Source organism: Sphingobium amiense (assembly GCF_003967075.1).
Lineage (GTDB): Bacteria > Pseudomonadota > Alphaproteobacteria > Sphingomonadales > Sphingomonadaceae > Sphingobium > Sphingobium amiense.
The window spans coordinates 1,806,743-1,828,749 of sequence record NZ_AP018664.1; the positions used below are offsets into that span (position 1 = coordinate 1,806,743).

Consider the following 22,007-nt stretch of genomic DNA (forward strand, 5'->3'; position numbering starts at 1 on the left):
AACGTCATTGGCAACCAGCTGGCTCGCCTGAGGAAGGATGCCGATTAGGCCATCGCTCCGTCAGGCGGGGCGCTTCTCGGACTTCAAGCGCGGCGCGATCCAGCAGATGGAAAATGCCGCGCTCGTGGCGACCGATCGCGCAGCTCGGCTGGCCGTTTCGACGCTGAGAGCCCAGATGGCCAGCGCCGGGCTCGGCAGGCTTGGGAATGCGGTTACGTCTTCCTCTGACCTTCGTTCGTCAGGCAGGGTCCACCGCCGCGGCGCGGAGGGCTTCTCGGCCTCCGGTATCGTCCACCTGCGGACGGCGAACGAACGCACGGTTGGCGCCATCATCTCCTATACGGAAGGCGCCGAGATCACGCCACGCGGCCCATGGCTGTGGATCGCCAGCGACGATTTGCAGAAGCGCGTCAAAGGCAATTACCGCATGACACCCGCTCAGTATCGCGCGGGCGGATACGAACGCCGCATCGGTCCACTGATCCAGATCCCAGGGCGTCATCCGGGCGAGGCAGTGCTGATCGTCCGGAACATTACCACCCGCGCCGTCGGCCGCGCCAATCCCCGCCGCCTGCCGAACAGCGGCCGGGTTCGGGCGGGCCGCGTCCTGCAGGATCAGTTCGTCGCCTTCATCGGCATCCGGCGCACCGCCCGACGCGCCCGCGTCAACCCGAATGCCATCTTCGACTGGGCCAGATCGAACCTGCCCACCTTCATCAGCCAAGCCTTGGGGAAGTAAGTGACCGCTCAGTCCTCGATCTTTCCGGCGTTCATTCGCGCCGAATATGACGGCACCGGCAACGGCTTCTCGCTCTTCGAAAAGGAGGCCGGGGAGTCTGCCTCGCGCGTCCGCCGCCAGTTCGAAGCGAACTTCGCCGAGGTGGAGCGTGTGGTGAATGGCGCGCTGTCCCGTGGCCTCAAGCCGACGGGCGCAATGGACCTTGGCGTCGATGGATTCCGTCAGGCGGCGGCGCAGGCCAAGGCGTATGAGCTATCGCTGCGCACCACCCGCGAGGCAGCGCAGAACCTTGCCCTCAGCACGGGCGATACTTCGGCGGCGACCCAGTCCTACATCCAAGCGCTCGGCGCCCAGGTGGTGGAAGCCACTCGTGCGCGGCAGGAGGCGGATGCTCAGGTCACCACCTACACCCGTCTGCAGGCCGAGATTGATGCCACTGCGTCGCGCAACACCGCGCTGGCCGCGTCGTATCGGGAACTATACGCAGAGCAGGCCCGTGCCGCGCGTGACGAAGTTCGCGGGCGCCGGGCGCAAGAGGGCTATAACGAAGTGTTCGCGCCGGGGTTAGCGCGCACGTCGGCCATCCAAAATGGCGCGGGCTTCGAGGCATTGGAACAGCAGGCTCGCGACATGGAGCGCTATGCTCAGGCAGCCGCAGTCCTTCGCGGTGAGCTGGACCCCATGTATCAGGCTCAGCAGCGCTTTAATCAGGCGCTGGACACGGCCGACGATCTCCTCAAGCAGAACATCATCGATGAGCGACTGCATGCGGCGGCAGTCCAGCATGCGCGCGACCAGTTGCAGGCTCACAGTAACGCGATCCACGCCCAGAATGACGGCTATCAGCAACTGGTGCGTGGCTCGGGCGTGCTCCGGCAGGCATACATCCAGACCGGGCAGCAGGGTCAGGATCTCATCATCAGCCTGATCGGCGGCCAGAAGGCCAGCGTGGTGTTCGCGCAGCAGCTGCCGCAGTTGGCGTTCGCCCTCTCCGGTCTCGGAATGCAGGCTGATGGCACCCAGAAGGGTATCGGGCGGATTGCCACTCTGCTCTCAGGTCCATGGGGCATCGCATTTGCTGGCGCTGCCTTTGCTGTCGGCCTTTTGGTGGAGAAACTGTGGCAGCAGGATGAGGCCTCAAAGGAAGCCGAGAAGGCCGTAAAGCAACATGCCGCTGCCATCGACCAGCTGAATGAGGCGATGGAGCGGTCTGTTCAGACAGCCGAGGACAAGGCGCGCGCGGACTTCATCGAGCTGGAGAATGAGCGCGCGGCGACCATCGAGATCCGTAAAAGGACCGCGGCGATGCTGGAACAGGCAAAGGCTCGCCTCGCCCTTGCAGATAAGCAGGGCGGTGATGGATCGGGAGAAGGCGGTGTTGATTTCGGAACAACCGCCGGTGCCACTCAGGAAGCGGAGATCAAGCGTCTGGAGGCCGCGCTCAAGCGCAATCAGGAAGAGATTGACCGTCTGACCCGCACGACGACGATAGCTCGCGGCCAGTATCAAATGCAGATCTTGGACCAGATCAGCACCCCGGAGGGGCGAGCGAAGCGGCGTTGGGACAATGAGATCAATGACGCCATCAGCTCCGGCAAGAGCGCGGCGGAACTGGAGCGTTTGCGTAGCGCACGAGACGCCGAGATCGCTAAAATTCGGGAAACGGAGAAGGCATCTCGCGATGCGGCGTCGGCGCGCGACAAGGAAACCGCCACCGTCAGCCAGATGAGCAAAGTCATTCTCAAGGCATTCGGCGGCACCATAACGTCCACGACCGGCGGCAAGCATGTGGATGGCTCGGATCACTATAAGGGCCGGGCCATCGACTTCGTTCCCGCTGGCGGCATGGGATCGCTGACCAAGGATATGATCCGTCAGGTCTTCGCCGACGCAGGTGTCAGCATTCGTCGAAACGCGCGCGGCGTCGAGCAGCTATTTGGACCGGGTGATAAGGGTCACAATGACCACTATCATGTCGCATGGGAGGGCGGCCGCAACGCCATCAACAGCCAGCGCATCAACGATCAGTTGCAACGTGCGGCCGAGCGCGCGGCGGAAGAAGCTAAGCGTCAGGCAGAGGAACTGCAGCGCGCCGCCGAATCCCTTTTCAGCAAGTTCGACGAAGGCCGGGCATCTGCGCTGGAATACGCCCAGTCACTGAGTGAAATAGACCGCGTGATGCGCGCTGGTGTCATCTCACCTGATGACGCCGTGGCTTATTCGATAGCCGCTGCCCAGCGTAAGACGGCCAACGATAATCAGCGCGAGAAGAACGCGAACGAAGCGCTAGACAAGGCTCTCTGGGATGGTCGGAAGCGACCGACCGATCAGTTCAACGAGCAGCAGGAGGCTGCCTACAAACGTCAGGCCGAAGCTGCACGAGAAGCACAGCGCCAGATAGACATTGGGCTTCGACATATCGCCGACTTCTTCGGCAAAGATGTCGCCAAGATTCTGGACCGCCTCACGGCCAACGCTGGTCCCGATAGCGAGCTTGGCAAGCTCCTCGGCGGGTTCGGGGCTGGAAAGCAAAAAATGTGGGACGGGCTAGGAGAACAACTTGGCGGCATCCTGAAAAAGAGCGGGTTCGACTCCGCAGGCATCGGCAGCGCCATAGGGCAGGTGATGGCCGGTGCTCAGATGGGAAAGTTGTTCGGCAAGGGACTCACTGACGTCTTCGGCATCAAGGGTTCCAAGCTAGGTTCGGAAATCGGCGGTGCCATAGGGTCCCAGATTGGCGGCCCTCTCGGAGCGATTGTCGGTGGCACTCTCGGTTCGATCGCAGGCGGCCTGCTCAAGACCCCGAAGTGGGGCACCGCGGTCCTCACGGGCAACGGAAAAGACGATGTCTCGGTCGCAGGCAACAAGAGCGCCTACCGTGACAATGCAGGCCTCGCAGGCACCTCGATCCAGACGGGGCTGGACCGCATCGCGGAGCAGTTCGGCGTCGACGTCGGCGGCTATCAGGTCAGCATCGGCCAGTACAAGGGCAAGTGGCGTGTCTCCACGACCGGGCGCGAAGGCAAGCTCAAGGGCGGCGCGGGGCGCACCGACATCAAGGACTTCGGCAAAGAGGGTGGCGAAGATGCCATCAAATTCGCCATCTCCGACGCAGTGAAGGACGGCGCGCTGCTGGGTCTGCGCGCCTCCACACAGGTGCTGCTGTCCCGCACGGCCGATGTTGAAGCCCAGCTGCAGAAGGCCATCGACTTCGAGGGCGTCTTCTCACGGCTCAAATCGTACAAGGATCCGGTCGCTGCGGCACTGGATACGCTCGACAAGGAGTTCGGCCGCCTCAAGAAGATTTTCGGCGAGGCGGGCGCGTCGGCTGAGGAATATGCGCAGCTCGAGGAGCTGTACGGCATCGAACGGGCGAATGCGGTGAAAGAAGCCGGGGAGAAGGTGACCGCCTCGCTCAAGTCGCTGTTCGACGAGCTGACGGTGGGCAACGATGCCCGGTCCCTGCGCGACCGGTTGGCTGAGGCGCAGGCGAAATACGATCCTCTCGCCCAGCGCGTCGCGGCTGGCGACACCACTGCCTATGACGACTATTCCGATGCGGCGCGCACCATGCTCGATCTCCAGCGGCAGATCAGCGGATCGGGTGAGGATTATTTCAAGCTGCTCGACCAGGTCACTGCGCTGACGAAGGCCCGAATCGATTCCGAAACCAACGTCGCATCCATTGCATCCGCCCGCCCCGGCCTCTTCGCCAGCGACAGCAGTCTGGCGCCGGTGGTGAGCGCTACGGAGACACAGACCGCGCAGATCGTGTCAGCGCTCAAGGCCAATAACAATGACCTGCTGACGGCAATGAATGTCCAGAACAGCAACATTGTCGCCTTGGTGCGCGCCATTTCTCTCCAAAGCGGCGGCAGCGGCACCAGCGGCCTGACGGCTGTCCGACAGAACTTCTGATGCTGCATATCCTCGCGGAACTCGCTCCCCTCAAGATCAGCGACGGGAGCCGCCCGGTGCTGCGCGCGGCATCGGCGCAGGACCGGCGGCTCAACGGGGTCGCCGGGGGACGCTGGTGGCCCGCCATTTCCAAGCGACCGTCACTTGCCATCCAGTTGTTCGACGGCGACTTCTCAGAAGACGTCGCGCCCGGATCTGCCAGCTTCGTAATTCGCTTGGACGCGCTCCAGAATATGGACGGTTCGGTTCGGTCATACCGATGGGCAGGCGCGCCCGTCACCCTCTATGCGATCGACACAGCCAGCTCGCTGAATGCCGCCGGAAGCTACGACGTTGGCGATATAGCAGGGGCGCGCATCTTCAAGGGCCGGGTGCAGAGCTTCACAGGCGAGGGCGGAGGCCTTTCCGTCACTGCGGAAGTGGACGTGGAACCGTTCAACATCGACGTGCTTGCTCAGGAATATACGGGCACCGGCGACGATGAAGGCGGCGCTGACCTCAAAGGGCGGCTGAAGCCATGGATCTTCGGGCGCGCGCTGAATGTGGAGCCCGTGCTCATCAACGGCGTCGAAAACGTCGTCCAGTTCTCCGCATATCCCATTCAGGGCATCTCGGCACTGTATGAGAGAGGAGCGGCCTCGTTCGGTTCGAGCATCGGAAACTACGCCACATACGAGGAGCTGGTCGCGGCAACCATCCCCGCCGGTCGCTGGGCCACCTGCCACGCGCGAGGCATGGCACGTCTTGGCGCGCCCCCGTTTGGCGTCATCACCGGCGACGTCGACGGCGACAATGGCGGCGGTTTCCTTCGGAAGACGGGTGCCATCATTCAGCGGATCGCGGCAGTGCGCGGCGTGTCATCGGGGCTGATCGACGCAGCGTCCTTCGCCGCCCTCGACTTGGCAGTCCCCTACCCGATCAACATCGTCATCACCGAGCAGACCAGTCTGCTGGAGCTCGCTCGTCGCCTGGCACGGCCCTGCAATGCTCAAGCGGGTGTCGACTTCACTGGGCGTCTCTTCGCTGTGCGGCCCACCATTGGCAGCCCCGCGCTCACGCTGCATGCTCAGGGACGCCGCCTGCCGCCAGTCCGTAGATGCTCCGAGGCTGATGTCAGTCCGCCGTATAAGCGCATCATGTTCGGCGCCAACCGGAGCTGGCGTGTTCACACCTTCGACGAGATCGCCTTCGACGCTGCGCTGATCGATCGGGGCGCCTATGATCCGGCCGAGACGTATCGGCGCGGCAACATCGTATCCCTGCCAAACGGGTCGCGGTGGCTCTACGCGTCAGACACCCCCAAAGCTGGCTCCGCGCCTTCACTCGCCAACAGCGATTGGCAGCTCATGTCTGGGCCAATCACGGCCGGGGACATCAATTATGGCACGGGAGAATCTCTCGAATCGCTCAAGCCTGCGGAACCGGGGGCAACGAATGGCACCCCAGCGGGCACCAACATCTTAGGTCGCCCGGTCGAAGAGGTGATCTTCGACCTCGATCTGAACGGGATGAACTGGCACGATCTCGTCATCCTGACCGACACGCGCAACGCCGTGATGATGGCACGCACGACGCTGGAGGGGCAGGCGATCGGCACGGTCGTATCCAGCTTCAAGGCGGAGCAGACGGAGAATAATCAGGCGGTCGCCGAAACCTTCAGTCTGCTGGGCGCGAAGAGCGGCGACGGTGAGTCGTGGAATTGGAACATCAATAGCGTCATGGTCGCGCCCGGCGTCTCCATGTCGCAATATATGCGGGGCGTGTCCGCCTCGATCGGCGACGTGGAGGCGTCTGTCACCGATCTGCGCACGGTCGTTGTGGGCGCGAATGGCGACATCACCGCCAAGGCCGTGCTGGCGCTGAAGGCGGGCAACAAGATCGTCGGGTTCGTCTTCACCAACAATGGCGAACTGTCCTCGGCTGACTTCGAGTTCGACGCGGTGCGCTTCCTCAAACCGAACGGCTCGCTGATGTGGGGTTATGACCCCGGGCGCGCCAAGGTCATCATGGAAGACGTGATCGTCAACACGCTTGAGGCGCGGTCGGTCAAGACGGAGTCGATCGATGCCAACAGCGTCACGGGACTTTGGTCAGCCTCTTATCCCGATGTGCTGGTGTCGGGAGGCGAAGTCACTCTCGCGGAAATCGTAAATTATGTCGTGGGCGATGACACAGACGGCAAGGCGTTGCTGGAACTGCAATTCACCCAGGACGGCACCCTCAACATCGACACGGCCATGCGGCTGCGTTGCTACATGAATTTCGGGTCGGGCTACCAGCTCGTTCGCGATGTGCCGCAAGGTATCGGCGTATCAAGTGGTAACGCCCGCTGGATACTCAATTCGGGGTTCAAACTGCCGATCATCGCCAATGGGCCGGTCAGCATCAAAATCACCGCTACGCCCTATGCGATCCCCGGTGGCGGGACGTCCAGTTCCTCATACGCTCGCAACATCCTCGTCATGATCTTTGAGGGTTATCGCTGATGACGACGCTGCCTGAAGCTGTTGCCCAGATGATCGTGGTGATCACGAATTTCGCGCATCTCACCGATGAGCTGGGCGAGTGGGTGACCGGCACGGTTGCCGGGACCGATGGCACCGGCCTCTACCCGTTTACGCAGCCGGACGGCACCGTCATCAAGGTGCCCTCACCGCTCAAGATGCTGTCGATGATCGGCGGCAAATATGAGGGGCTGATCGCCGCACAGGCCGCACAACAGCAGGCGGTCAATAATCAGCTTGCGACCTTCGATGGCTCGGTCAATCAGGTGAAGGCGTGGCTGTCCGGCCCGGCCAGTGGCGGGCTGTTCGGCAATGGCCTGTATCCGATCACGCTTTCCACCGGCACCACGGTCAACATCCCCAGCCCGGCGCGGCTGGCGGCCGACCGGCAGACGGTCGCGGCCATCGTCGGCAGCGGGTCGCTGATCGCGCTGGTCGAGGACCGGACCTATGCAACCTATGCCGACCTGATCGCCGCGCCTGTGCCCGCGAACGGCAAGTGGGCGCTGGTCCATTCCGATGCCGACTATGGCCGCAACGGCTATTGGCTGGTCGAGGCGGGCTTCTGGGTCATGAAGGTATCGCTCGCCAGCGAGGCGCTGTTGACGGCGCTGGGCGACAATCTGCGCGGGCTGGTGCGGACGCAGAATATCGGTCGGCAGGCGGAGCCGAGCAAGGTCGGGAGCGGCGTCACCTCGCCCAATCTGTTGCTCTGGAACGACAGCGTGCAGGCGGGCGGCAAGGTGACCGGCGTCTGGCTCTTTGCCGCTGCGACCGGGACGATCCGGCTGCAAAGCTATTCGAAGTCCGGCACCACGGTCACGAAGAAGCGAACCGTCTATCTGAATGTGACCGGCACAGGGTATCAGCTTGTGCCTGCCGACATGATCGTTGACGCGGGCGACTATATCGGTCTGCAAGGTCAGGGCATCATCACCGCCACGAGCAACACTGCTGATGCGGGTGGCTGGTGGGACATCCTCGCCGACCTCGACACCCGCACAGTCGGCGCGCCGATCACCACAGCCCGGCTCGAAGCGCAGTTGCAGATTTCGACCGTTCAGCAGGTCGTTAACGCAGGCGCGATGCTCGACATGGCCGCGAAGGTCGCGGACCTCCTCACACGGGCGAGCAAGGCCGAAGCGCAGCTTGCGCTGTTGCAGGGCGAGATCACCCAGACAGTAGGCATCCTTCGCACGCCGGAAAGCGGCACGGGCGTATCCAACAGCATGTTCATCTGGGCCGATCAGATGGCCCATGACGGCTATCTGAACGAGCTTCGCCTCTTTGCCGTGGGCACCGGCACGCTGCGCCTCGCGCGCTATTCCCGTATCGCGAACGAGGTGACGCGCGAGCAGCAGGTGATGATACCCATCACCAGCACCGGCCTGAAGACGCTGACGGCTGCGGACTTCGGCCTGTTCACCCTCAAGGCGGGCGAACATATCGCGCTCTACGGACCCGGCGTTTTCACCTCGAAGGTCGAGACGCAGGCCGGGTTGGGATGGTGGGCGGTCAACGCGGACGCCAATCCGCGCACGGTGGGCGCGGCGACCACGAACATCCAGCTCCATGTCGCTTTCGACGTTCGTCAGGCCATCCAGACCGTCACCTCTGACCGCATTCTGGCACTGGAGGCGCAGGGTGCGGACCATGAAGTGCGCCTCGCCACCGCAGAGGACATCGCAGACAAGCTGTTCGCGAATGACGTTCAGGAGGTGGGCCGGCGCGTGCCGCCCGTCGACGGCAGTCTCGTTTCCGACAGTCATTTCATCTGGAACGCGCCCATGCGCGGGAACGGCACCCTGACGGAAGTGCAGATTTTCGTGAAGGAAGCGGGGACGTTTACGCTGGTCCGCTGGTCGCGAGTGGATAACACCGTCACCCGCCGGGATGTCCGGACATTCACGCTGCCCGCTGGCTCTGCCGTGCTGACGCCGGGCGACTTCGGCGGCACGATGCCGTTTCTGGCAGGCGAATATGTGGGCCTTCACGGTCCTTTCGTCTCGACGCCCGGCGCAGTGGATGACGGCGGCTGGTTCAACGTCGTCAACGGGGTGGACGTCCGGACGATCGGAGCGCCTGTCACCTCCAATCGGCTGGAGGCGAGCTTTAAATTCGCCCAGAACTATCAGGTCGTGACTGCCGAACGTTTCCGTGAACTGGAAGAGGCGGCAGGCGGTGGAGGCTCGATCGACGATGGCGCGGTCATTCCAAGCCGCGAGTGGCTGGCGCCCGACGCAGCGGAGCGGGCCGCCCCGCTGATTGGCGGTAGGCTTCACCAGCGCCTGCATCCTGTGGTCGGCCGCAGAACGCTGGCGATGTTCGATACCCTGAGCAACATCAGCAACGGAGACAGCAACCCTGCCCTGACCGAAGGGCCGTCCCTCCAGGCAATGATCGGGGCATCGGCGGTTCGCATCACCACCACCGGCGGATCGGAGGTTTCCGTCGCGCCCGACGAAGCCGGGCAACCCGTGGATGTGCGGGGCGGGCAGGTGCGCCTGTTCTTCCGGCCTGTCTCGACCGTCTTCTCCAGCATCGCTGCCCTGACGATCGAACTGCACTCCCACGGCTCGCCCGACGCGCCCACGGGCAACTTCCACCGCCTAAACCCGGACGTTGCGCCATACGACCTGCGACAGCGCCTGACGTCGCAGGAAGGGGCCGGCCTGTGGCAGTCTTGGGGTGTGTCGCTCAACTATTTCCTGCCTGTCGGCGCGGGCGCTGATCTTCAGAACGTGCGGTTCGCCATCTTCAAGGTGCGGTCCGCCTCGGGCAAGTCGTTGAGCATGGAGATCGGCATGATCGACTTCGTGCCGAACCTGCTCAAGAAGGCGAAAGCCATATTGTCGTTCGATAACGGCTATCTGACACACGCCACATATTCCGCGCCCCAGCTCATCAAGAGGGGGTTCCGGGGTGTCTTCTGCCTGTCCCAGATGACCGAAACCCACGACGTCCAGAACGACAAATTCTGCTCCGTCGCTCAACTGCGCGCACTGAACGACCTGCACGGCTTCCAGATGGCGAGTCAGGCTTGGGTGACCGAAGACAAAGGCTTCATTGACGGTCTTTCCGAGAATGGCCGGATGGCGGAAATGGCCAAGGCCAGAAACTGGATGAACGCCATGGGCCTGACAGGGGGCGACCATGGATCATATTTCAGCGCCGTCGATTTCCGCGACCTCGTTGCGCACAACATGTTCCGGAGCCACTTCCGGTCGGTCCGCACGTTCATCCAGCCGATCGGCACGTCCGGCCCCTGCATGTCCTACGGCGAAATGTATCCGTGGGGCGACCCGATGCGGGTCAGGGCGGTGGGCGCAACGCTGGTAACTGACGGGAGCAACGGGGCGCGGCTGATCGCCCATGCGCAACAGGCGGTGGATTGCAAAGGCGTCGCCTATTTCGGCTTTCACAACGAGCAGGACGTGGGTTCCGAACATTTCAATCCCTACATCAACGCCGGGTTCCTGCAACTGCTCGACTGGCTGGATCAGCACAGGGATGTCATCGACGTGGTGACCGAGGACGAGCTCCATCACTACCACCTGCCGCTGATGGCTGCGGCATGAGCGTCGAGGCGAATTTCGGGTGAATATCCAATGGAGCGGGCGGCGATGAGCACCGACGAATTTATGATGCGCTACGTCTATATTCCGCTCGCGGCTTTCACGGGCGCCATCTCCTCGCTTGGCGCGCGGCGGTGGCGGACGATGACGAAAGGCAAGATCCTGCTCGCCGTCTTCATGGGCGCGACCTTCGCGATGTTCGTCACGCCATGGGCGGCGCACGCCATCATGGGCATCAGGGAGGACGACGCGCGCGGCACGGTCGCACTCACCTATCTCTTCGGCATCGCCGCGCACATCATCCTCCCGTGGCTGATCCAGCGCATCGAGCGGATGATCGGAGGAGGAGAAGCGCAATGATCGCCTGGGACATCCTCAACTCGCTGGCGCGGCTGATGATCGCCGCGATCCTGATCTGGAAGCTGATCCGCTTCCCCGCCCTGTTCAACGCATGGGAGCGATACGGGATGAGCGTGGCGGCGGGCTGCTCGATCCTGACCGTCACCGTGATCTGGGAAGCGCAGCGAAGTCCATTCGACGGCTGGGCGACGAGCCTCTTCAGCCTCGGCATCCTCCTTTACTTCATCGGCCGCGCGACCCGGCATTTCCGGCATCAGCAGCGAAATGAGCAGTTCGCCCGCGAGGGCATCAGGCGGGAATAATCAGGCGCACAAGCGCGGCGGCAGGCGGGCGGCGAGTAGATGGCGATGATGGGGTGGCGCGGGACCACTAGCTAGCAATGTGGCTGCCGACTGGAACGACCAGTCCCGACTACTGCGGCATTTCCTCCGGTCGGGTGCTCTCCGACATTCCCGCGCCATCGGTTTGATACCGAGAAGCCCATCAAAAGTAAACTTTGGGGCGCTTTCGGGCGCCCTTTTTCATGGGAGAATGAACATGGGTTCCAGAGATCCCGCGTGGCTACTAGCCGCGCGAGCGCTCCTTGGCACGCGCGAGGCGGCCGGGAGCGCCAATAATAGCACGATCCTCGGCTGGGCCAAGGTGCTCGGCGTCAAGGTGCTGGGCATCATCTATAATGCGGATAGTGTGCCATGGTGCGGCCTGTTCGTCGCGCACTGCCTGCGCGCAGGCGGCGTCGACCTTGGCGGAATGAAGGTCGGCGTCCGGGCGAAGGCTTGGGCGACTTGGGGCAGCGCTCTTGCGGCCGACCGCCTGGCGCCCGGCGCGATCCTCGTCTTCGAGCGGGAGGGCGGCGGTCATGTCGCCTTCTATGTTGGCGAGGACGCCACGCACTATCATGTGCTGGGCGGCAATCAGGGCGATGCCGTCACGATCATGCGGCTGGCCAAGACCCGGTGCGTCGCGCGTCGCTGGCCGACGGGCGTTCCCGTAATCGGCGCGCCGGTGAAGCTGTCCTCCAGCGGCGCGCCGGTGTCGAGGAATGAGGCGTGAGCGACCGGCTTCATCAAATGGGGCTGATCCTGCTCGCCGCGCTCGCCGCTGGCCTCCTATACCTGATCGGCAACACCTTCTCGATCATCGGCAGTCATATCGGTCCGGATGGGCGCGTGCCCTCCGCGGAGGCATTCGGGCTGACCGCGCTGCTACTGTCTTTCCGGGAGGTCATCGGCGCAATCCGGGGCATCTGGGACAATGACACCCGCAACAAGCTGACCGACAAGCTGGCCGACGCTCAACCGGCAATCGCCCCGCCACCGCAAAGCGCGGTCGACGCGGCCGGGCAGGTTGCCGGTGCCGCCGTCGACGCTGCGCGCGAAATCGAGGCAGGGTCATGATCGGGCGCATCCTCGATCCGATTCGCCCCTATTTCGCCGCCATCGCCCTTGCGGCAGTCGTGGCTGGCGGGCTGTGGGTCTGGCGCATCGACACCCTGCGCGCCAGCTACAAGCGTCAGTTGGGCGAACTGCGCACCGAGTATGCCGCCTTCCAGACCCGCATCATCGACCGCACCGCCGAGGCGCTGCGCCTAGATCGCGCGCGCAACGCTCAGGTGGCGGCCGAGCAGCGCGCCGTCATTCAGGAGACCAGCAATGACTATCTCAAGGCTCGCGATGCTGAGCTTGCTCGCCTGCGCGAGCGCCTGCGCGCCATCGCCCCCCAAGCCAATCCCGGTGGTGGCGGAGCACCGGGAGTGCCCGCCCTTCCCGTCCTGTCCACCGGGCCTTTGCGGTCAGGTGAAGCGGCCATCGTGGATGTCGCAGACGCGGAGGTCTGCACCGAAAACACCCTGAGGCTGGAAAGCCTGATGGCGGCCTGGAACGCGGTGGCGGCCATCGATCCCAATGAACGCGTGCCCTTCTGATCCAAAGGAAATTGCTGTGGCCAAAAGCTATCCCGACTTCGCCCTGACCGGACAATGGCAAGATATTGCCGTGGCAACCGGCTATACCGCCATCGCGAATGAGCGCGTGATGCTTCAATCGAAATCGAGAGATGCGGTGCTGATGTTCATCGGCGGAGCATCAGCGCCGTCCGCAGATGACGGCATCGCTGTGTCCTTGGGGAAGGCTCTGTCGGGAACATCGGACCATTTTTGGGTCAAAGGTTCGGGCGAAGTTGCCGTGCTGGTGGAGGACTGATCCATGGAACTGATCAATCCGGCGGGCTTCACGAAAAGGCAGGCTGACAAATGGGGTATCAGCCGCGGTATGCCCATCACTCCCGAAAAGCGCGGGGCTCTTCCCACGCTCACAGCTGCTGACGACACGGGCTTCGTACAGGCAGCGATCGACGAGGCTCTGGCTTACAACCTCCCAGTACAGCTAAATCGGCTCTACCGTGTCGGGGGCATCTCAATTTCAGGGACAGCGGTTGGCTTCTCATTGTCCGGCCCTTCTGGCGTTCAGCAAAAGCGTGGTGCTGGCCCGCAGGGCGGATTCATCCCGTCCGCGAACGGGCAAGAATTTCTCTTGCGCCTCGGTGCGCCGAATTCCGGAAACACCGGAACCTTCGGTTGCGAGCAGACCGTTTTGAACGGCCTGACGTTCTTCGGTGATGACCGCACCTTCACAAAGGGCATGCTGCACGGCCTCAATGCAACCCAAGTGAGTCTGCGCTTTTGCTCCTGGAGGCGTGCCCGTGGACCGGCTGTGTACGGCAACCGCCTTGAGGACTTCTCATGTTGGGACCCGCAAATGTGCATGCTGGGCGGCAGCGATGGCCGCGCGGGCGGCATCTGCTTTGGTGACCTGCCTATTGGCGGGTCAATTGGCAGCAATCGCGTCTATGTCGTCGGCGGTCGCTTCGAATTCATCGACGGCCCACATATCGGCATTGATCCAGCGGCAACCTCCGCGTGGGTCAGCACTTTGGACATCAATGGTGGCACGAAGTTCGAAGTCGGCGACATCAACGCTTCGAATGACGGCGCGGCGGCGACCTATGGCGCGAACCGCGGCAACTATCCCGTTTTCGATTTCCGTGCAGGCGCGATGGAATCCACCAGCCTCGGCGGGAATCGCACGTCGGTCTTTATCAAGGACTATTTCATCAGTCGCGCCAGTGAGGCGGACTATATCCTTGCAACCGGTCCGTGCGACGACATGGTCCTCGAGAATGGCCATTTCAGCGCGAGCAGCAGCGGCGCTTTCAAGCTGGTGCGCGTCCGCGACCAAGCTGGCAACCCGTGCTCGGCACGCAACCTTGTATTCCGCAATCATGGCGTGCGCGAGACGGGCGGTGGCGGGTCCATTACGCGGACGTACGAGTTTGACAACGCGAACTATTATCCGGCTGTGTTGGAGTTGCCGATAGACGATGGTCGCCTCGGTGCAATCAACGCCATCAACAAGATGACAGACGATTTCATTCCGATGAGCCAGATTGCGGCCATTCCGTCCGGCAATGGCGGAGTGACTGCGGGCCGCCGGATGATCCCCGACCCCGCACCCACCACTGACCCTGCGCTATCGTTCGCAGGCAGTGTGATGGCTGTCTATGATAGCGCGGCTACCGACATCGCCTTCCTGGCCAGCAACGATCTTTCGGCCAACCGTGTGCTCGGCCTCTCGGCCGCCCGTAGCGGTCGCGTCCGTATTTGGGTGCGCGCCAAGGCCTCCGACAACACCAAGACGCGCGTTGTGCGGATCGACGATGCAAACGGCACTCTTGCCGCGTCGGCGTCTGCGTCCATGGGGACGACATGGTCTTGGATTCCGCTGATCGTCAATCTGGCCGCCGTTTCAGGTCCGCTTCGCCTCCGCGCGCAGGCGACCACCGGCCAGATTATCTATATCGACGGTATTCGTATCGAGTCGATTGCCGCCCCAGTTACGGCCACCACCGCCGAACTGACCAGCGCAACCAGCGTGGTCAACACGACCCTCAAGGAGGTAGGCCGCGTCGTCTACAACACGACGACAGGCAAGCCTGTTTACGCGACGGGGACTGCGGCAACCAGCGCCTGGAACGATGCTGCCGGGGCGCTGGCTCATACTCCCGCATAGTTCTGAGCGACAGAGGCGTTCAAGTTCCTCTGGTTTGCAGCGAATGGGCGATGGCTGTCCACATTGGCTTGCGCCGCATGTCGCTGTCGAGGGGGAGGCCGCGGACCTGGGGAATCCAGAGAAGCGGCTTCTCCTTGTTTAGCCAGCTATAGCGATCTGAAATACCGAAGCAGATGAAGGCATCAAGATTGTCGTATGAAAACACAAGCTCTGTGAAGTCCCGGGCGAGTTGCGCAACCTCATCGTCACGCTGCGAAGTATCGAACGGCCCGTTCCAATCGGCGACGTCAAATTCGGTCACCATGATCTTGAGACCCATCCCTCTCAGTTCATCGAGAAATGGCCGAAGAACTTTAGATCTGTAAGGAAATCCATATCGGCGAATATGACCATGCAGACCAACACCGCCTATAGGCGCGCCCCGCGCGAGGGCGCGCTCGAGTAACCCGAGAGCCGCCTTGCGGCGACGTTCTGCAACTGGGTGGTCAGTCTCCAGGCCATAATCGCTGAATAGCAAAAGTGCATTAGGATCTGCTCGGCGCGCAGCATGGAACGCCATATCGATATACTGCTCACCGAAGGCGTTTACCCAGATGTTATCGCGCAAGCCATCCTTCCGACCGTCTTCCGGGCGGATGCTCTCGTTCACCACGTCCCAACTTCTGACCCTGCCGGCGCAATGGCCAGCTACACGGCTGACATAGTCAGTTAAAAGTTTTCCATCCGCCTTTTTCTCAAGCTGCTCAATGAGCCAAGGCGGGTCTGCTTTATACCAAATGAGGGTATGGCCATGTACCGCCATCTTCGCTTGGGTCGCCCATTTGAGCATTCGATCAGCGCGGGTGAAATTGTAGCGGCCCGGTGCCACTTCTATCGCCCGACGCTTAAGATCGTTCATTGGCGCTATCAAATTGCAGTTATTTCGCAGAGCGTTCACGAACTGCCGGTCGTTTAGGCTTTCGCCCGCGACGAATGCACCGAATGGCAGATGCGATCGTGCAGCGAGAGCAGCTAGGCCCGCGCCGTCGTCTGAGACGGTGGTCGATTCCAGCATTGATTTTGCCAAAGCAGAGCCGGCTAATGCGCTGCCAGCTCCTGCTATCATCGCGCGTCGGCTCCAAAGTGGGATCGCCATTGTAGCCTCTTCTAATCGCTTCGAAGTGCCGCGAAGTGGTCATCTTCTGGTGCCGAAGGGCGCGCCGGTATGCCGTCACCGCCTGACGATCGAAACGATGGGCGTCCAGCTATAGCCAGCGGAGCGCGCGCGGCAGGAGGCAGCGCAGCGACAGCAAAGAATATGCTCCATATGAAATTGTTGTAAGCCAGAGTCGTCTGCTCGGTCACGTTGATGAGAAGAAAGTATAACAGGAATATAAAATCGAAAGCAGATCGCCGATCAGCGCCACTCGCGAAAATTCGTCCCGCGCGCACAAAAATGTAAATCATCGCGACTGCTGTTACGCAGACGCCTATTGCCCCGATATTCAGCCATGTTTGCATCATTCCATTATGAGCATGTGGCGGAATATAGTCATACATGTTCCAGTTGACGGAGCCGACGCCTTTCGGCGATGCGAAAAATGCCTCGTAGCCAAATCCCAACCACCAGTGATCGCCGCTTCCAAGAGCGCGCCATACCGCAGACCAGATCTTCGTCCGGCCCGACAGTGTCGAATCCTTGCCGAAGGCGGCAAACACATCGTCATCGGTGGCGAAAGTCGCGCCGAATGCCAGAATAATGATCACTGCTCCTATGAAACCCGCGATACCGCCTAGATACAGCAGCCCGGCACCACGCAGAGAGACCAAGATGTAATAGGCCAAGAAGCATATCACCATGGCTCCGATTGCAGTGCCCGAGAAGCTGGCTGTAACCCCGATCACGGACATGGCGAGAATGAACCAAGCCAAGTACGTCGGTCGGGATTTCATCAACGCCAACCCGGCGATCACGCCGACCAGAAGGACTCTTCCAGCGTTGTTCTTTTGAGTGAAGAGACCGGGGATAGCTGGGTAGAACTTGTCATGTGGCATCCCGAGATCAGGAACAACCACAGCAGATATGAGGCTGATCGTGACCACGAACGCGGTCACAAATCCGACCGCTCTGATCAGGCCATCTCGGCCAAGCCTTGCTGACAATCCAACGCTGAAAAGACCGCAGATCAGCAGGAGCGAGGTTCGTCGGATCGTCGCATCGGGAGCAATCGACCAAGTGACAGAAAATACGCAAAGAGCGATCGGGATCCACAGCGGCGCTGACCGCTTGAGCCGCTCAAAGTAGACGAACGGACTTTTGTAAATCGCCCAGAATGAATAGAGGTAGGCGGGTATGCAGAGGGCGACCACACCCACGGCCACATCACCGTCCATGCGCTCAGCAACAGATGAGTTGCCACCTGTAAGCGCTTTCGAGAGGCCACCCGACATCAACGCGAGAGCTAAGCAAACGAACACTGCCTCAAGGTTCGAAACCGCGGGGATAAGCCCTGATGTCCTTGTCCTGACGGCTCTGGTTGCGTTGACGTTCAAATGCGAGCTCCCACCGAATGCGCGTGTCAGCCGTCACCATCCGGCTGACCGAATCTTGCGTAATCCATGGAGTATCATGGGCACAAGAAGAAGGGTGGGGAAACGTGCGAGCAGTCGCTCGGGATATTCGACTAACGGAAATCGAACTTGAATGCTTCAATGCCAGCGAGGATCACAGAGCAACCGTCTTCTTTCAGCCACCCATATGCATTAGAACCTGTCGTGATCCCCGAGCCGGTTTTGGCCATGTAATCCATCGAAATCCGCCGGACTCCGGACGCATCGGTCGGCTCCACCCTGGTCTCGACGTGCTTGAACGAGGCAGGAAAAAGGAGCGTGGGCTTCACCAATCGCACCATATCTGCGTTGGTCCCATCTTCCAAAAGTGGGCAAGATCCAACATCCGATGCCAGTGCTAGATCGCCGTGGTTCGAGCCCATTTGAAGCTTAATAGCCCAAGCAGCAACGAGCACGAATAACACAATTATCGAAGACCTCTGCCACACGTCATTTGCCCCTTATTACCCCTGATGCTCAACTGATCGCATCAACGTAAGGTAACCGTCAATAGGCGTACCAAGATGAACTCTCGTCTATCCGCGCATCGCCTGCATCATGCGCTTCCATTCCCGCTCATTGGGGTATCGGCAGTTTTATAATCGGCATTGCCGCGCCGCTGGCTGGCAGCGCCGATGGAGCAATGATGCTTGGCGCAAAATGCCGCCAGGGTCATCGTATGGAGATCGCCTGATCGCGCTGCCCACCACTGGCCCCAATTGAATTTAAGGTCCAACTCGGCACGCAGCCGCTTGATCGTGCCAGGAGCGATCGGCAGCGCCACGTCACGCAGTCGCTCCACCGAGCGGAGATATTCCGCAAGCGCAGCGATCATGATGACCCTGGGATTGCCTGGACCCGTCATATCCACCGGCCATCCCAGCGGCAGGCTAAAGCCGTGGGCTGTCGGACGATACTCTGTCACCAGCCAGTCGCGCTCATAGACATCGCACAGGCGGTCTACGGCTAGGCTCTCGCGTGTCGGCCTAGGCATCGATCCAGCTCCATGCAAGGACGCGTCCGAGATCGCCGATCCAAGAGGCCGCATCGGCCTCTAGGGCGAGGGCAGGCCATAGCATCACCGCCGCGTAAGGCGCGCCCGGCGGGTCGCGCACCAGCGACGCGTCAATGCCGCCCACAGCATCCATCAGATCGCGCCACATCGCCCGCCCGTCCCGATCACGCCGGGCAATCGCGATGGTTGCCAGCGGATCGGCGCCACCCATGACCGTCACCGCGAGCGACGGCCCGTAAGCCTGCCCCTCTATGTGATAGCCCGGGATCGGCAAGTCGGCGCGTCCGTCTTGCAACATTGCGGCGATGCGCGATGAGGTGTCGGCGATCGTGTCGGTCGACACCTCATCGCGCGGGCTGCGGCGCAACTTGCCGGTGTTAATGGTGAGGTGGTTGAGGTAGGTCATCGCTGCCGGTAACGCCTGTCTTGTTGCTGGGCGAGGAGATGGTCGATCATCGCGCTGGCCTCGACTCTACCGACGCCGTTAAGCAAGATATCCGGCATGCCGAGACGCCGCCTCAGGCCGCCAATGTAAGAGCGTTGTGCGGCAGTGATGCTGGTCTGGTCGGCCTTGCGCGGGTGACGCTTGCGGATGCTCGCGGCCTCTGCGTCGGAGTGGCGTCCCAGGCGGATCACGACGCGCGATCCGCCGCGACCGGCGAGACGGGGCTGTGTCAGCGTTGAGGGGACATCGCCCGATCGTCCGCCGTCGGCATTGAGCGTCGCATCTTTTGACTGATGCGCGCGCCGACGCAGATGTGGTCCCTCGCGCATGGGTAACCACAACCAACTGATGAGAGTCCCGCGCGTGGCCGCGTCGAGTAACTCCTCCAGCAATAGGGCATCGTCCCAAATGGCGTTTGCGGTCAGCATGCCGAGCGATTGGATGTCGAGCGGGGGATGTCGCGTTACGGCGATGTCCCAGCTACCCTGTCGCCAAGCACGCAACACGGCGTCCGCGTGGAGATCGGCGATTGGCATCGGGTCGAGCCGTGTGAAGACGTGAGGGTGACCATCGGCCACCTGTATTGAGACGCCATCTGGCGCATCGATGTCATGATCGTCGCAGCCGCGCATCCCCGATCGGCGTGACGCAAAGCCTGCCGCGAGCGTATCGCGGCAGGCGTATATGTTATGGGAGGCGATCATTTATGAGGCCCGGTAAGGATTGTAGCCCTCTCCGCCCTCGTTGACGCCGTCCCAAAACCCGCGACCAGCGGCGTTTTTGCGGGTGGTATCGACAAGCCACTCGGCATAGCGACGGCGTTCTGCCGCGCCGCGAGCCCAGTCGCCAGCGGTCATGACCAACTGGGCTACCTTTCCGTCGACACGCGTCTCGACCAAGGCGACGGCGGCGGCCTTACGCAGATCGGGCAAAAGATTCCGCAGATAATGTTGGGGGTTGGTCTCGATGTCGGACAAAAGGATGGCTGAGCAAATGCGCCGCTCAACCCGATCCGACTTGCTTTCGACACAGATGCTATCGCCAACCTGGACGACGTCAAACAGCGCGTGGCTGCGGAGGGTGGTAGGGATCGCCTGAAAATTAGCCATTTTCTTCTCCTGCACCCCGGTTCGGCGGTGCGCCCGTATCAGCATCTGGCTGATAGGTTCATCTATACATTCATTTAAGGACGAGTAAAGCACATTTATAGTTTTTGTCTGGCCCTCCCGGATCTCCGCGATAAACGCGCGGTTGGAATGGCCCCGCGTCTCCAGCGCGTCAGCGACCGCTGCGCGCACATCCTTGATGCTGTCCATATGTCCTCCTGACGTCCGAACGTATGGAGAACAAAAATCGAGTCGGTCAAGCGCACGGCTCGTCTTTGAAGTTAATCTCATCACAATCAGGGAGAATCGAATTGCCCGCCACTGCAAGCCGCATCGGCTTCATCACACAGGCTGTCCGAAATGCCATTGCGGGGCCGGATGAGGCAGTTGCATTGAAATACGGCGATTTGGCTCGTGATACGAAGGAGCCGCTTGAGTGCTTCTTCGACAGCGAGGCCGACGCGGCTCTGGTAGCGCAGGAGCGACTGGCTCTGCTTTCTCCTGATCGTCGGCGTTTCCTGAGTGAAGTCAGCGGCGCCGATGTGGGTCGCGGGCTGCAGTTCAATGTGTCTACCCCAACTGCGCGCATCATCGACACTGAGAAAGCAGCAGACCTTCCCGCCGCCACCGTCGAGATCGGCATCGATTACGAGGCTGGCAAAACCATCCTGAGCAACTGGGGATAATCCATGCCTGCCCTGCCCTTCATGCTGCTGCCTCATCCTCTTCCGACGATTGCCACTGGCAATGAGAGGTCCGAGAAGCCCGCCGTCCACTTGGCTCAGTTCAAGCATATCGGCATGACCTGGCGTAGTGCTGGCGCTGGAGCCCTCTGGATACGAGGTGACTTCGGTCAGGATCGCTTGGTCGACTTCATCGGTGTGCTGCAAGCCAACGCCCAGCCCGGCACTACCATCAGAGTAAGGCTCGGCACTACCCAGGCGCAGGTCGACGGCTCAGCGCCCTACGATAGCGGCGCCCTGCCCTTCATCAGCCCCGCCATCTCCCGTGAGGATGGACTCTATCACGCCCATCTCGAGATCCCCTCGCCCGTCACGGCGCGCTGGTGGCGCATCGACATAGGGGGTCACACCGGAGACTTCGAAGCCGCCAAAGCGATCATCGGGCAGAAGGTCACCTCAGGCCGTTATTACGACAAGAATTTCGAGTTCGGGGTGCAGGATCTGGGCGACCTCGATTACGGTCGCTGGGGCGTGCCAGCAGAGGACGAGGGGCTCATCTTCCGCACCGTGACGTTCAAGCTGCCCTGGGTCGTGAACAGCGAATTCGAAAGCGGCTGGCGTCCGCTCATTGAGAAGGTCGGCAAGCGGCAGCCGATCTTCCTCTGCTTCGATCCGCAGGCCACCGCCTACCGCCAGTCGAAGACATATTTCGGCACGTTCCGCGATACCCCGTTCGCCACTGGGGGGGTGAAGCCGGGAACCTTCGCCATGGAGTATGGGCTGCTCAGCTACATCTGATCCGGCGGCTGGTGACCGACGGTAGGGCGGGCGGCGGGTCGCCACAGGGCTCGCCGCCCGTTCGTCATTGGTGATACGGCCGCCAATTCTCTGCCGTAAACAGCTCATTGCCAGCAAAGTGGCCCCGGCGCGTTAACCCGCCTGAGGCGTTCCGGGAGGAAACGGTTTGGCAGTAAGTGCAGCGAACGGCGCGCTTGATCCATTCCCC

General features: G+C 61.8%; 20 protein-coding genes. 13 read left to right on the forward strand and 7 right to left on the reverse strand.

Annotated elements, in window-relative coordinates; genetic code table 11:
- Positions 1 to 106: 106 nt before the first annotated feature.
- The 11 genes from SAMIE_RS08740 to SAMIE_RS08790 all read left to right on the forward strand — a co-directional run bounded on the left by SAMIE_RS08740 (position 107) and on the right by SAMIE_RS08790 (position 15,163).
- Positions 107 to 739, forward strand: coding sequence for a hypothetical protein (locus SAMIE_RS08740; protein WP_126516779.1), 633 nt, complete (start codon positions 107 to 109; stop codon positions 737 to 739).
- Positions 740 to 4,657: an AAA family ATPase gene (locus SAMIE_RS23560; RefSeq protein ID WP_066700095.1), complete on the forward strand. Its 3,918-nt coding sequence runs from the start codon at positions 740 to 742 to the stop codon at positions 4,655 to 4,657. It begins immediately after the preceding gene.
- Positions 4,657 to 7,143, forward strand: a complete 2,487-nt coding sequence (locus SAMIE_RS08750) for a hypothetical protein (protein WP_066700096.1) — start codon at positions 4,657 to 4,659, stop codon at positions 7,141 to 7,143. Before SAMIE_RS23560 ends, SAMIE_RS08750 begins: the two co-directional genes overlap by 1 nt.
- Positions 7,143 to 10,739 (forward strand): polysaccharide deacetylase family protein, encoded by a 3,597-nt coding sequence (locus tag SAMIE_RS08755; RefSeq protein WP_066700097.1) that lies wholly within the window; start codon positions 7,143 to 7,145, stop codon positions 10,737 to 10,739. Before SAMIE_RS08750 ends, SAMIE_RS08755 begins: the two co-directional genes overlap by 1 nt.
- 45 nt (positions 10,740 to 10,784) lie before the next feature.
- A complete protein-coding gene (locus tag SAMIE_RS08760) occupies positions 10,785 to 11,096 on the forward strand; it encodes a hypothetical protein (RefSeq protein ID WP_126516780.1) in 312 nt (103 codons plus the stop codon).
- Positions 11,093 to 11,398, forward strand: coding sequence for a hypothetical protein (locus tag SAMIE_RS08765; protein WP_066700101.1), 306 nt, complete (start codon positions 11,093 to 11,095; stop codon positions 11,396 to 11,398). The genes SAMIE_RS08760 and SAMIE_RS08765 overlap by 4 nt, the downstream gene beginning before the upstream one ends.
- Before the next feature lie 235 nt (positions 11,399 to 11,633).
- Positions 11,634 to 12,149 (forward strand): TIGR02594 family protein, encoded by a 516-nt coding sequence (locus SAMIE_RS08770; RefSeq protein WP_066700102.1) that lies wholly within the window; start codon positions 11,634 to 11,636, stop codon positions 12,147 to 12,149.
- Between the two features lie 17 nt (positions 12,150 to 12,166).
- Complete coding sequence (locus SAMIE_RS08775; protein WP_126516781.1) at positions 12,167 to 12,493, forward strand: hypothetical protein; 327 nt, start codon at positions 12,167 to 12,169, stop codon at positions 12,491 to 12,493.
- Positions 12,490 to 13,020 carry a hypothetical protein gene (locus tag SAMIE_RS08780; protein WP_066700104.1) on the forward strand — a complete coding sequence of 177 codons (531 nt, stop codon included), beginning with the start codon at positions 12,490 to 12,492 and terminating at the stop codon, positions 13,018 to 13,020. Before SAMIE_RS08775 ends, SAMIE_RS08780 begins: the two co-directional genes overlap by 4 nt.
- A gap of 16 nt (positions 13,021 to 13,036) precedes the next feature.
- The gene (locus tag SAMIE_RS08785) at positions 13,037 to 13,297 is read left to right on the forward strand and encodes a hypothetical protein (protein WP_066700106.1); all 261 of its coding nucleotides are present in this window, start codon (positions 13,037 to 13,039) and stop codon (positions 13,295 to 13,297) included.
- 3 nt (positions 13,298 to 13,300) lie between these two features.
- On the forward strand, positions 13,301 to 15,163 hold the full coding sequence (locus SAMIE_RS08790) for a hypothetical protein (protein WP_126516782.1): 1,863 nt from the start codon (positions 13,301 to 13,303) through the stop codon (positions 15,161 to 15,163).
- A gap of 19 nt (positions 15,164 to 15,182) precedes the next feature.
- Here the strand turns inward: SAMIE_RS08790 and SAMIE_RS08795 are convergent, their stop codons facing one another.
- From SAMIE_RS08795 to SAMIE_RS08825, 7 genes are all read right to left on the reverse strand, one after another.
- Positions 15,183 to 16,298, reverse strand: a complete 1,116-nt coding sequence (locus SAMIE_RS08795; protein WP_083952451.1) for an endo-1,4-beta-xylanase — start codon at positions 16,296 to 16,298, stop codon at positions 15,183 to 15,185.
- An 11-nt stretch (positions 16,299 to 16,309) separates the two neighbouring features.
- A complete protein-coding gene (locus tag SAMIE_RS08800; RefSeq protein WP_083952452.1) occupies positions 16,310 to 17,593 on the reverse strand; it encodes an O-antigen ligase family protein in 1,284 nt (427 codons plus the stop codon).
- A gap of 233 nt (positions 17,594 to 17,826) precedes the next feature.
- The gene (locus SAMIE_RS08805; RefSeq protein ID WP_126516783.1) at positions 17,827 to 18,042 is read right to left on the reverse strand and encodes a hypothetical protein; all 216 of its coding nucleotides are present in this window, start codon (positions 18,040 to 18,042) and stop codon (positions 17,827 to 17,829) included.
- Positions 18,043 to 18,308: 266 nt separating this feature from the next.
- Positions 18,309 to 18,746 carry a hypothetical protein gene (locus SAMIE_RS08810; RefSeq protein WP_126516784.1) on the reverse strand — a complete coding sequence of 146 codons (438 nt, stop codon included), beginning with the start codon at positions 18,744 to 18,746 and terminating at the stop codon, positions 18,309 to 18,311.
- On the reverse strand, positions 18,739 to 19,173 hold the full coding sequence (locus SAMIE_RS08815) for a hypothetical protein (RefSeq protein WP_066700119.1): 435 nt from the start codon (positions 19,171 to 19,173) through the stop codon (positions 18,739 to 18,741). Before SAMIE_RS08815 ends, SAMIE_RS08810 begins: the two co-directional genes overlap by 8 nt.
- On the reverse strand, positions 19,170 to 19,844 hold the full coding sequence (locus SAMIE_RS08820) for a hypothetical protein (RefSeq protein WP_232037403.1): 675 nt from the start codon (positions 19,842 to 19,844) through the stop codon (positions 19,170 to 19,172). Before SAMIE_RS08820 ends, SAMIE_RS08815 begins: the two co-directional genes overlap by 4 nt.
- A 72-nt stretch (positions 19,845 to 19,916) precedes the next feature.
- Positions 19,917 to 20,528, reverse strand: coding sequence for a hypothetical protein (locus SAMIE_RS08825; protein ID WP_066700123.1), 612 nt, complete (start codon positions 20,526 to 20,528; stop codon positions 19,917 to 19,919).
- 23 nt (positions 20,529 to 20,551) lie between these two features.
- Between SAMIE_RS08825 and SAMIE_RS08830 the strand changes: the two genes are divergently transcribed.
- Together SAMIE_RS08830 and SAMIE_RS08835 are read left to right on the forward strand one after the other, a co-directional pair.
- The gene (locus SAMIE_RS08830; protein ID WP_126516785.1) at positions 20,552 to 21,004 is read left to right on the forward strand and encodes a hypothetical protein; all 453 of its coding nucleotides are present in this window, start codon (positions 20,552 to 20,554) and stop codon (positions 21,002 to 21,004) included.
- A 3-nt stretch (positions 21,005 to 21,007) separates the two neighbouring features.
- Positions 21,008 to 21,799 (forward strand): hypothetical protein, encoded by a 792-nt coding sequence (locus tag SAMIE_RS08835; protein ID WP_145988120.1) that lies wholly within the window; start codon positions 21,008 to 21,010, stop codon positions 21,797 to 21,799.
- The last annotated feature ends 208 nt before the right edge of the window (positions 21,800 to 22,007 follow it).